This is a genomic window from Winogradskyella poriferorum, assembly GCF_036553625.1.
Lineage (GTDB): Bacteria > Bacteroidota > Bacteroidia > Flavobacteriales > Flavobacteriaceae > Winogradskyella > Winogradskyella poriferorum.
The window spans coordinates 853,124-865,488 of record NZ_JAZHOU010000001.1 but is presented as its reverse complement, the minus strand read 5'-3'; the positions used below and the strand labels follow the sequence as shown (position 1 = coordinate 865,488).

General features: G+C 33.6%; 10 protein-coding genes. 4 read left to right on the top strand and 6 right to left on the bottom strand.

Going from position 1 to position 12,365, the window contains the following annotated elements:
* Positions 1-29: 29 nt before the first annotated feature.
* Together kbl and V1468_RS03890 are read right to left on the bottom strand one after the other, a co-directional pair.
* Positions 30-1,223 (bottom strand): glycine C-acetyltransferase, encoded by a 1,194-nt coding sequence (kbl, locus tag V1468_RS03895; RefSeq protein WP_331808935.1) that lies wholly within the window; start codon positions 1,221-1,223, stop codon positions 30-32.
* Between the two features lie 41 nt (positions 1,224-1,264).
* A complete protein-coding gene (locus V1468_RS03890; RefSeq protein WP_331808934.1) occupies positions 1,265-4,396 on the bottom strand; it encodes a UvrD-helicase domain-containing protein in 3,132 nt (1,043 codons plus the stop codon).
* A 113-nt stretch (positions 4,397-4,509) separates the two neighbouring features.
* On the opposite strand from V1468_RS03890, the gene V1468_RS03885 reads away from it, so the two are divergent.
* Entirely contained in the window at positions 4,510-5,118 is a 609-nt protein-coding gene (locus V1468_RS03885; protein WP_138432633.1) for a superoxide dismutase, read from the top strand.
* Positions 5,119-5,621: 503 nt separating this feature from the next.
* Here V1468_RS03885 and V1468_RS03880 read toward each other — a convergent pair.
* The 4 genes from V1468_RS03880 to purN all read right to left on the bottom strand — a co-directional run bounded on the left by V1468_RS03880 (position 5,622) and on the right by purN (position 9,830).
* Positions 5,622-7,520: an amidophosphoribosyltransferase gene (locus tag V1468_RS03880; protein ID WP_331808933.1), complete on the bottom strand. Its 1,899-nt coding sequence runs from the start codon at positions 7,518-7,520 to the stop codon at positions 5,622-5,624.
* A gap of 45 nt (positions 7,521-7,565) precedes the next feature.
* A complete protein-coding gene (locus V1468_RS03875) occupies positions 7,566-8,492 on the bottom strand; it encodes a PfkB family carbohydrate kinase (RefSeq protein ID WP_331808932.1) in 927 nt (308 codons plus the stop codon).
* Between the two features lie 79 nt (positions 8,493-8,571).
* Entirely contained in the window at positions 8,572-9,213 is a 642-nt protein-coding gene (locus V1468_RS03870; protein WP_331808931.1) for a ribonuclease H family protein, read from the bottom strand.
* Between the two features lie 47 nt (positions 9,214-9,260).
* The gene (gene purN / locus V1468_RS03865) at positions 9,261-9,830 is read right to left on the bottom strand and encodes a phosphoribosylglycinamide formyltransferase (RefSeq protein ID WP_331808930.1); all 570 of its coding nucleotides are present in this window, start codon (positions 9,828-9,830) and stop codon (positions 9,261-9,263) included.
* 183 nt (positions 9,831-10,013) lie between these two features.
* Between purN and V1468_RS03860 the strand changes: the two genes are divergently transcribed.
* The 3 genes from V1468_RS03860 to rnc are packed head-to-tail and all read left to right on the top strand — an operon-like array spanning position 10,014 to position 12,261.
* Complete coding sequence (locus V1468_RS03860) at positions 10,014-10,247, top strand: acyl carrier protein (RefSeq protein WP_008269813.1); 234 nt, start codon at positions 10,014-10,016, stop codon at positions 10,245-10,247.
* 12 nt (positions 10,248-10,259) lie between these two features.
* Positions 10,260-11,510: a beta-ketoacyl-ACP synthase II gene (gene fabF / locus V1468_RS03855; protein WP_331808929.1), complete on the top strand. Its 1,251-nt coding sequence runs from the start codon at positions 10,260-10,262 to the stop codon at positions 11,508-11,510.
* A 7-nt stretch (positions 11,511-11,517) separates the two neighbouring features.
* Positions 11,518-12,261 (top strand): ribonuclease III, encoded by a 744-nt coding sequence (gene rnc, locus V1468_RS03850; protein WP_331808928.1) that lies wholly within the window; start codon positions 11,518-11,520, stop codon positions 12,259-12,261.
* Positions 12,262-12,365 lie beyond the last annotated feature (104 nt).

Sequence of the window (12,365 nt, the reverse complement as noted above, 5' to 3'; positions counted from 1 at the left end):
TGCCCTAAAATAAAGAGTTTGTAACGATTTTAAATAATTTCAAGCTTTTTGCCAACTTTAATAAATGCTTCAATAGCTTTGTCTAATTGTTCTTTTGAATGTGCTGCTGAAAGTTGTACGCGAATTCTTGCTTTTTCTTTAGGAACAACCGGATAAAAGAAACCTATGACGTAAACTCCTTCTTCTAATAGCATGTTTGCCATAGTTTGTGAAAGCTTTGCATCATATAGCATTACAGGTACAATAGCAGAGTCACCGTCAATGATGTCAAAACCAGCTTCTTTCATACCTTTTTTGAAATATTTAGTGTTCCAATCAACTTTATCTCTGAGGGTTGTATCATTTTTGAGCATGTCAAAAACTTTGATGGAGGCACCAACAATTGCAGGTGCTAAAGAGTTTGAAAATAAATACGGACGTGAACGCTGACGTAAAATTTCTATAACTTCTTTTTTGGCTGTTGTGTATCCTCCCATTGCACCACCTAATGCTTTACCAAGTGTTCCGGTGATAATATCAATTCTTCCTAAAACTCCTTTTTCTTCAAGTGTGCCAATACCTGTTTCTCCAATAAAACCAGTAGCATGGCATTCATCAATCATTACCATGGCATCGTATTTATCTGCTAAATCACAAATCTTGTCTAAAGGTGCTACTAATCCGTCCATAGAGAATACACCATCAGTAACAATGATTTTAAAACGCGCGCCATTTTCATTAGCAGTAATTAGTTGCTTTTCTAAGTCTCCCATATCGTTGTTTTGGTAGCGATATCTTGAAGCTTTACAGAGTCTTACTCCGTCAATAATAGAGGCGTGATTTAAAGAATCGGAAATGATAGCATCTTCTGCAGTTAAAAGTGGTTCAAAGACTCCTCCATTTGCATCAAAAGCAGCTGCATATAAAATGGTGTCTTCAGTACCATAAAAATCCGCTATTTTTTGTTCTAATTCTTTGTGTATGTCTTGCGTACCGCAAATAAACCGAACAGATGACATTCCAAATCCATGAGTGTCTAAAGTTTCTTGAGCGGCTTTTATAACTTCAGGATGAGAAGAAAGTCCTAAGTAGTTATTTGCACAAAAGTTAAGGACTTTTTGCCCAGTGTTTAAAGTAATTTCTGCACCTTGAGGCGAAGTAATAATTCGTTCTTCTTTAAAAAGACCTGCGTCTTTAATAGCTTCAATTTCTTGTTGTAAATGCGCTTTAATATTTCCGTACATAATTTTTGTGTTAGTTGTTTCGCAAAGATACTATCTTGAAATTAGACTTCAACAACTTCAACAGTATCATTTATGTAAACAAGAAATTTATGAGTTACTCGGTGGTTCATTGTTTTTAGAAGAGAAGCATAAGTGTTGAGTTGAGATTTGTGAGATGCCATTTGATCTCCCGTTTTGTAGTCAATTATTGTAACTTCATTTTTTTGATTGATATTGATACGATCTGGTCTGTGTAGTTCACCAGATGGTGTTACAATATCTCTTTCGTTGTAAACTTTGTGGTCGTTGTTATAGTATAATTTAATTTTTGGATGCTCTATAACTTGCATTACAATTGTTCTAAGAGCTTCTTCATCTGAGGCTGTTATATCGCCAGAAGCTAATAAATCGTCAATGGCAAAGTCAATATCTTCTTGTGTTACGATTTTAGAGAGTAAAAGATGCACCAAATTACCACGTTCTATGGCTTTTCCTTGTTTGGTATCCCAAAGTTGACCGGCTTTTGTTATGATTTTTAAATTATGATCTTCTTTTGGTACAGAGATTAAATTAATAGAAGATGTGTCTGCTTCTGGTTCTGTTTTTTTGTTTAAGTTTTTTGATGTGCCAAAATTGTATGTAAGTGTACTGTCTGACCATAAGCCTTTGTCTTGTAAGTAAGAAATAAACATACCAGCATATGTTTTTTCGCTCACAACACCTTTAGCGTTAATGTCTTTTTTTGTTATGATATATAACTGCTCTACAGCTCTGGTTAAAGTTACATAGAGAAGATTAATGTTATCTAATTCTAATTGAGATTTTCGAGTTTCATAGAGCGTTTTACCATCATCACCAAAGTGTTCAACATCACTATTGTAGTTGAGTAATAATGTTTCAAAATTATTGTAATTATTTTGCTCTACAGGAAACCAAACTTTTGGTTCTATTTCTTGATAAATATTTAGATCTGCAAATGGAAAAATAACCACAGGAAATTCTAACCCCTTAGATTTATGAATGGTCATAATCTGTACAGCATTATTATTTTTTGGCGAAATAACACTGAGACTGTCTTTTTTCTTTTCAAAATAGTTAATGAACGACGACAAATCTGAATTTTGCTTTTGTGTAAATTCTAAAATAACATCTAAGTAAAATTGAAGAAAGGCATCAGATGAGTTGTGAAGATTAAATGTCCTAATAAGTTCTTCAACAAGATCGTATAGAGGAACTTGTAGTAGTTTGTTTTTGTTTATGTAGATGTTTAAATCTTCAAATTTTTTGAGCATTTCATCAAAACCAATGGCTAAATGAGCGCTGTAAAATGAATGCTTGTCCTCTACATTGTGTTGATTCGCAATAAAAGTTAAAACATCAATTTTTAAAGTATCATTATCAGGTTGAATTAATAGTTTAAGAAAAGCATCAAGAAACTGAACTTTGTCAGAGTTCTTTAAGAGTAAGGTTTCAGAAGAGGTAATTTTTATGCCTTTTTCACTCAAGAATTTAGCTATCTCAACACCTTCTTTTCGTTTTCTTACAATGATACAAATGTCGTCTAATGAAAACCCATTTTTCAGGCATTCTTCAATAGTTTTTAAAGTGCTATTGGTGTACATTTCATTAGCATTATCCTCTTTTGAAATGTCTAAAAACTCAATGTTAACGTAACCTTCTGTATTTTGAAATGGTTTTTGTTTAGAGTTTAAGTAAAGTTCAGCATATCTACTATCGTTAAAATAAATCTGACTCAAAAACAGAAAAAAAGCGTTATTAAAATCTATAATTTCTTTAGCACTTCTGTAGTTTGTATCTAAGCTTAGTACTTCTGCTTCAACCTGAAAAGGTTTGCTAGATCTGTTATATAAGTCGATAAACTGTTCTGGTTCACCACCTCTCCATCTATAGATAGACTGTTTGGCATCTCCCACAAGCATAGCAGAACCATTAGATGCAGAGAGCGCATTATCCAGAAGTGGCACCAAGTTTTCCCATTGCATTTTTGAGGTATCTTGAAACTCATCTATAAAGTAATGTTTAAACTTTTCGCCCAAACGCTCATAAATAAATGGTGTCGGTTGGCCTTTTATTTCATTGCTTATAATTTTATTAAATTCTGAAATAAGCATTTTGTTTTGCTCCTCTTTTAAGAAGTTTAGTTCTTTCTGAATGGCATTTAATACAGAGAGCGGAGTTATATTTTTATAGAGACCTTGTTTTAGTTTTAATTCAAAAACTAAGTCTTTGGTTTTTACAAATGCTTCAGATAGATTTGGCTGAATGCTGTTTATAGTACTTGCAATTGTGTCCGTAACACGTTTTGGGTAAAGCTTATTTCCTTCTATTAAATCGTTTTGCCATGCAGAGGAAAAAGAAATGCCAAAATTGCCTTGCGCTAATTTGTAAAAGTGTTTAGGTAGATATGATCTATTAAAATCATCAAACTGTAAGCCACACTCTTCAATTAGAGCAAGTACCGTTTCGGCTGTAGTTACAATATCCTTTTCTATTACAACACTATCCTTTATTAAGGTAGATTTTAAGGTTTTAAAGTCTTCAATCGTTTTATTTTTTAACGTTTCAATGGCTTCCAAGTCATTTTCATTAACAAGAAGCTTCGCTATTTTATTGAAGTCGTAGCTAATGTCCCAGCTTTTATCATCGTCAGCTTTTTCAATAGCAAAATCAACAAGTGTTTGTGTTAAGGTTTTGTTTTCTCCTGCTCTAGAAATTAAATTATCTACAGCTTCATTAAGGAGTCGTTCTTGGTCTAATTCAACTTCAAAATTTACAGGAAGTTTTAGATCGTGAGCAAAAGTTCTAATAACTCTGTGTGTAAAACCATCAATTGTAGAAATATCAAAAGCACCATAGTTGTGCATGATGTGTTTCAATATAGTTTTAGAACGACTTATTAGAAACTCTGGAGGTATTGATAACTCATCGCATATTGCGCTAAACATAGGATGAGGTGCTGTAAGGCTCTTTTCCTGGGAAAAGATTTTTAGCATTTCTATAATTCGTTCTTTCATCTCACCAACAGCCTTGTTGGTAAATGTTATAGCCAAGATGGACTTAAACTGTTCATTATTCTTAGACTGAACAAGAATTTTGATGTAAGTCTTTGCTAGGGTAAATGTTTTACCACTACCTGCAGAAGCATTGTATATTTTGAGGGCTGAGTCTTCCAAAAGATAAATTTTATACCAAAATAGGGAATCTTAATAATTTATTTAGAACTTCTTGTTTTCAAAATCGTAAATTTGTTAGAAATAAAATAGTAACACTAAAAAACATATACATTATGGCTTTTGAATTACCAAAATTAAAATATGCATACGATGCACTAGAACCACATATTGATGCACGTACAATGGAAATACACCATACAAAACATCATAACGGTTACACAACTAAGTTAAATGCTGCTATTGAAGGCACAGATTTAGAAGGTAAATCTATAGAAGATATCTTAACTAACCTAGATATGAATAATGCTGGTGTTAGAAATAATGGTGGTGGTTTTTACAATCACTCTTTATTTTGGGATGTTATGAATCCTGAAGACAAAGGTTATTTATCTGGCGAATTAAAAGATGCTATTGAAGCAGAATTTGGTTCTAAAGATGCCTTTATTGAGGCTTTTTCTAAAGCTGCAGCGACACAATTTGGTTCTGGTTGGGCTTGGTTGTGCGTACACAAAGGAGGTAAGGTAGAGGTTTGCTCTACTCCAAATCAAGATAACCCACTAATGCCTGGCGTTAGTTGTGGCGGTACACCAATCTTAGGATTAGATGTTTGGGAGCACGCATACTACCTAAACTACCAAAACAGAAGACCAGATTATATCGATGCTTTTTTCAAGGTTATTAATTGGAACGAGGTTGAGCGTCGTTATGCTGAGGCTAAATAATATTTTATTACATAGTAGAAAAGCCAGGCTATTAAGTCTGGCTTTTTTTATGATGTTAAATTGGAATTTGCACAAGAATTAAAAATGAAAAAAGGTGAACAGAGAGTTCACCTTTTTTGCCCCAAATCTACCATAAACTTAACCTACTTATGTTATGGTTGGTCAAATATAAGTTTACAATAAATTAATATTTAAATTTTTCGGATAAACGACCTATATATTAGTCTAAGCGTGGATACTAAGGTTATTGCCTAAAATTAAGCTTAAAACGAAGATTGATTTAAGCAAAACGAGTTAAAGTAATGCTTTAATAAAGTTCATAAAAAAAGGTGAACACTGTTCACCTTTTTTTGCCCCAAATCTACCATGAACTTAACCTACTTATGTTATGGTGATACCAATGTAATTTTAATTTGTTAAAACAGATGTATATATTAGACGAAAAGCATTTTTAACCGATGAAATACATAGTTTTTCGGATTAAAAGCCTATTAATGTGGTAGTTAGTAAGCGCGCTCTTTATTACCTTCGAAGAAATTAATAAAGGCTCTATTTACTACTCTGTTGCCTCCAGCTGTTGGATAATCTCCTGTAAAATACCAATCACCTAAGTTTTTAGGACAAGCTTTGTGCAGGTTTTTAACAGGTTGAAAAATTATCTTTACTTCGGCATTTACAGATTCGTCACTTAATAACTCAGAAATTTTATCTGAAATTTGTTCATCTGTGAAATTATCATAAATCTCTTTCACATAGTTAACCACATTTTTATCTTTAAGATTTACTTGCTTTAAACATTTTTGATAGACTTCCTCGACGATGTGGTATTGATTGTTGTCTTTCAATAGTTCTAAAGCAGCTCTAAAAGCAACCAAGCCTTCGAGGTTAGCCATGTCAATTCCGTAACAATCAGGATAGCGTATTTGAGGAGCAGAGGATACCACAATGATTTTTTTAGGTTTTAATCTATCCATCATTTTTATAATACTCTTCTTCAGAGTGGTACCTCTTACAATACTATCATCTATAATAACCAGATTATCTGTTGGCTTTATAACTCCATAAGTTACGTCGTATACGTGAGCTACCAAATCATCTCTACTGCTATCTTCTGTTATAAAAGTTCTTAGTTTAACATCTTTAATAGCAATCTTTTCTATTCGCGGTCTCTCTGAAAGAATTTCTTCAACTTTTTCTGAAGAAAGTTCTCTTTGGCCATTTAAAATAGCTTGTGTTTTTTTATGATTGAGGTGTTCTTCTACAGTGTCTATCATTCCAAAAAAGGACGTTTCTGCTGTATTAGGGATAAAAGAAAACACCGTATTTTTGGTATCATTATCAATAGCTTCAAGAACTTTCGGCATCAATAGTCTTCCGAGTTCTTTACGCTCTTCATAAATTTCAGCATCACTTCCTCTCGAAAAATAGATACGCTCAAATGAACATGCTTTTCGTTCTAGTGGCTCTAGAATTTTCTTTATTTGAGTTTCGCCAGATTTTTTAGTAATTATTGCATGTCCAGGATCTAGTTCTATAACCTCTTCAAAAGGCACGTTAAACACAGTCTGTATTACAGGTCTCTCTGATGCAACTACAACAACTTCATCATCTTTATAATAGTAAGCAGGACGAATTCCTGCTGGATCTCTAAGTACAAAAGAATCTCCATGGCCTAATAAACCAGCCATAGCATAGCCTCCATCCCAATTTTTTGCAGCACGTTTAAGAATTTTCCCAACTTTTAATCGTTCTGCAATTAGCGGTGAACATTCTCTTTTGTTATAACCTTCTTTTTTTAAATCTTTATAAATCTTACTAACAGCATCATCCAAAAAGTGACCTATTTTTTCCATTACGGTAATAGTATCAGCTTTTTCTTTAGGATGTTGGCCAATATCAACTAAATTATCAAAGAGCTCATTAACATTAGTCATATTAAAGTTACCTGCAACAATTAGATTTCTGTGCATCCAATTGTTTTGTCTGAGGAAAGGATGAACACTTTCCACACTGTTTTTTCCGAAAGTGCCATAACGAACATGTCCAAGTAAAAGTTCACCCACATAAGGAATATATCTTTTTTGAAGATCAACATTATCTTGGTATTCAGGGTGCTTTGTAAGCTCTGCATTAATACGTTGGTTAATTTGAGCAAAAATGTCTTGTATAGGTTGCTGAGCAATAGATCTTACTCTACTAATGTAACGCTCACCAGGATGAGTGTCTAATTTTATACTAGCAAAGCCAGCACCATCTTGTCCTCGATTGTGCTGTTTTTCCATCATCAAATACATTTTATTTACTCCGTAAAATGCACTTCCGTATTTTTCCTTGTAGTATTCTAATGGTTTTAAAAGCCTTATAAGTGCTATACCACACTCATGTTTTAAAGCATCACTCATATTTATGAAATAAAAAAACGCGCTAAAAATTAAGCGCGCTGGTTTTTAAGTTAATTCTATATCAAACTGTGTTAGACTCTTAAATTGTTCTAAGCGTCTGTGCACTTCTTCTGTTTTTAAATTCTCCATACGTTCTGTTCCAAATTTTTCAACACAAAACGAGGCTAAAGTAGAACCGTAGATTACGGCTGTTTTTAAGTTTTCAAAAGAGTAATCTCCTGTTTTTGCTAAATAACCAGCAAATCCTCCAGCAAATGTGTCACCTGCACCTGTAGGATCAAATACTTCTTCTAATGGTAATGCTGGTGCAAAGAAAACACTATCGTCATGAAACAATAATGCTCCGTGCTCACCTTTTTTAATAACAACATACTTTGGTCCCATTTCATGAATTTTTCTTGCAGCAACCACTAAAGAGTATTCACCTGTTAATTGTCTTGCTTCCTCATCATTTATGGTTATCACATCGATATGCTTAATCGTATTGTGTAAATCTTCTAATGCACAATCCATCCAAAAATTCATGGTATCTAAAATCACCATTTTTGGTTTAGTTGTCATTTGATTAAGAACACTCATTTGAGTTAATGGGTGTAAATTACCCAACATTACTACCTCTGCATCTTTATAATTATCTGGGACAACAGGTTCAAAATCTGCTAAGACATTAAGTTCAGTTGCTAATGTGTCTCTAGAATTCATGTCGTTATGGTATCTGCCACTCCAAAAGAAAGTTTTACCATCTTTTACGATTTCTATCCCAGATACATCAATATTTTTATTAGACATAAGGTCTAAATATTCTTGCGGAAAATCTCCACCAACTACCGAAACTACAGCAGAATCTACATTAAAATTTGAAGCAGCAAGGCCTATAAATGTGCCAGCTCCTCCAAGGATTTTATCGGTTTTACCAAAAGGTGTTTCAATAGCATCAAAAGCTACTGTACCAACAATTACTAATTTACCCATTAAAGTAAGTTTGAATTAAGGTGCAAAAGTACATAAAATATATTGCTGATGAAACATACATGGCATCATCTAAATTAAATTATTTTCTTCCAAAATCCGCTGGAATTTCTCCCCAAGCTTTAGTTTCCCATTTAACAATAGTGGTAGAATAATCATTTTCTTTTAACCACTTTACAGCTCTGTCTACCAAATCAAAAACAGATTTGTTTTTGGCGTTGCGTTCTAATTTAGAATTGCACATTTTTTTTCTTACCCAACTCATTGCGGTTTTAGAGTCGGTATAAATGATTCGGTCGCTATTATGCTGTTTTAAAAATGCTAATCCGTGAACGATAGCTAAAAATTCGCCAATATTGTTGGTGCCTTCTTCAAAAGGCCCTTGTATAAAGAGTTGTTTTTTTGTTTTGGTATCTACACCACGATACTCCATTTTACCAGGATTACCAGAAGATGCAGCATCTACTGAAATTGAATTATAATTGGGTTGCCCTATTTTTTTTAGTTGTTCGTCAGACAGTTCGCTTTTAAAACTTTTTGATTTACCTATGTAATCTTTTGGACCATCTTTAAGAGCTTTTTTTGCAGCTTCAAAGGTGGCGAAAGATTTATACTGAGCTCCTTTAAAATCGTTGATTTGGGCTTTGCAGTCGTCCCATTTCTCAAAAACTCCGGTTTTATGGCCTTTCCAAACGGTGTAATATTTCTTTTTCTTTTTTGACATTTTTTGTCATCCTGAACTTGTTTCAGGATCTTGATATAAAATTCTACTTAAAGGTTGTTTAACAATCCCTCAACAACCTTTGGAAAATGCTCCATTTCCAATTCATGGATTTTAGCTGCAACATCATCAGCTGTATCTAACGCTTTTACTTCACATTTTGCCTGAAAAATAATCGCTCCTTCGTCATAATTTTCGTTTACGTAGTGAATTGTGATGCCAGTTTCAGTTTCTTTATTTTCTACAACAGCATTGTGTACATGCATACCATACATGCCTTTTCCACCATATTTTGGAAGCAAAGCAGGATGAATATTTATGACTTTGTTTTCAAACTCTTTAAGAATAAATTCAGGAAATTTCCAGAGAAAACCTGCTAGCACAATTAAATCTGGTTGTGATGATCTTAAAACATTAAGAACATCTTCAGACTTGCTGAATGCTATTCTGTTAAATGACAAAGCGCTAACATTTAGTCTTTTACATCGATCTAGTACTTTGGCATGAGGATTGTTAGTCAGTACCTGAATAACAGACGCATTATCGCTGTTTTGAAAAAACTTAATTAAATTTTCAGCATTAGATCCGCTACCGGACGCAAAAATTACAATACGCTTCATTTACAGTTATATTGGGTTATTATTCAGAAACAAAAAAAAGAATAATAATTAACAATTAGGCGCAAAACTTAAATTCTTCTACCGATTTTTTAGCATTGATATGCACATTTTATCGGTAAAGGTGATTTTTAAAATAAAGTTTTTTATTTTTGCGGTCTAATTAAAACTTAAAATTAAAAGATTATGTCAGACATTGCATCAAGAGTAAAAGCGATTATCGTAGACAAATTAGGTGTTGATGAAAACGAAGTTGTAACTGAAGCAAGCTTCACTAACGACTTAGGTGCAGATTCATTAGATACTGTAGAATTAATCATGGAATTTGAAAAAGAATTTGATATTCAAATCCCAGACGATCAAGCTGAAAACATTGCAACAGTTGGTCAAGCTATCTCTTATATAGAAGAAGCAAAATAAGACTTTATTTTTATGGAATTAAAGCGAGTAGTAGTTACTGGTCTAGGTGCACTTACACCTATTGGCAATACCAAAGATGAATATTGGAATGGTCTTGTTAATGGAAAAAGTGGTGCTGCCCCAATCACGCATTTTGATGCTGAGAAGTTCAAAACGCAATTCGCTTGTGAAATAAAAAACTTTGAAGTTACTGACTTTATTGATAGAAAGTTAGCGCGTCAAATGGATAAATTTTCGCAATATGCAATGGTGGCTTCAGATGAAGCGATAGCAGATTCGAAATTAGATCTAGACACGATAAATAAATACAGAGTAGGAGTAATTTGGGGTGCAGGTATAGGTGGCTTAGAAACATTTCAAGAAGAAGTGCTTAACTATGCTGCTGGTGACGGTACACCTCGTTTTAGTCCTCGTTTCATCCCCAAAATGATTGCGGATATAGCACCAGGAAACATATCTATTAAATATGGTTTCATGGGCCCTAACTATACAACGGTATCTGCTTGTGCCTCTTCTGCTAATTCAATGATTGATGCTCTAAACACTATACGTTTAGGTCATTGTGATGTTGTTATTACTGGTGGAAGTGAAGCAGCGGTAACAATTGCTGGTATGGGTGGATTTAATGCTATGCATGCTATGAGTACTAGAAACGATAGTCCTGAAACTGCCTCAAGACCTTTTGATGCAAATCGAGATGGTTTTGTACTAGGTGAAGGAGCAGGTTCTATTGTTTTAGAAGAGTATGAGCACGCTAAAGCAAGAGGAGCTAAAATCTACGCAGAAGTTGTAGGTGGAGGCTTGTCTTCAGATGCATATCATATGACTGCGCCACATCCTGATGGAATTGGTGTTGTTGCGGTGATGAAAAACTGTTTAGAAAATGCTGGTTTAAAACCCGAAGATGTAGATCATATTAATACACACGGAACATCCACACCATTAGGAGATGTTGCCGAATTAAAAGCTATATCAGAAGTGTTTGGAGACCATGCTAAAAAGATTAATATTAATTCTACTAAGTCTATGACTGGTCATTTGTTGGGCGCTGCTGGTGCAATAGAAGCTATTGCCTCTATATTAGCACTAGAAAATGGTATTATACCACCAACAATTAACCATGAAACTGCGGACGAGAATATAGATTCAGAATTAAATTTAACGCTCAATAAAGCTCAGAAACGAGATATTAAAATAGCAATGAGTAATACATTTGGATTTGGCGGACATAACGCTTGTGTATTATTTAAAAAATTAGACTAAATCCCGAATGAGTTTCATTCGTAACATATTAAAAAATTCCCGTTCATTCGATGACGGGAATTTTTTTTTAAAACTTAAAGATATTCTTGGATTTAAGCCAAGATCCCAAAATTTATACATCAAGGCTTTTACGCATCGTTCGATGAATATTAAGGATAAAAAAGGAAATCCTATTAATTACGAACGTTTAGAATTTGTTGGTGATGCTATGATAAGTTCAGTTATTGCTGCTTATCTCTACGAGCAAGTACCACACGGAGACGAAGGTTATCTTACCAAAATGCGCTCTAAAGTAGTAAGTAGAGAGCATCTTAATGAATTAGGTAAAGAGTTGAATCTTATAGATTTAGTGCAAAGTAGAATACCAAAGTCTAATTTTGGAAACAATATTCACGGCAATCTTTTTGAAGCTTTGGTTGGTGCTATTTATTTAGACAGAGGTTATAAGGCTTGTGAAAAGTTTTTGTACAGGAGGGTTATAAATCCGCACGTAGACATAGAGACTTTAGAAGGTAAAGTTATTAGTTATAAAAGTCTGTTAATTGAGTGGTGCCAAAAAGAGAAAAATACCTTTGACTATGAAGTGTATGAAGATACCGGAAATGATGAGTTAAAGCACTTTTCTGTAAGGCTCAGTATTAATGATAAAGTAGTATCTAAAGCTAGAGCTACCTCTAAGAAAAAAGCAGAAGAAAAAGCATCCAAGCGCGCATTCTTTGCGTTTCAGAAACAAATCACAAAGCTCATATAATTTAGAGTTTATAGAGATCGTATAGAAAAGTAAAATCTACAACGTTTTCGTAGGTTTTTAGGGTTAAGATTAACCAAAAGTTGACATTAACAATCTATTATTGT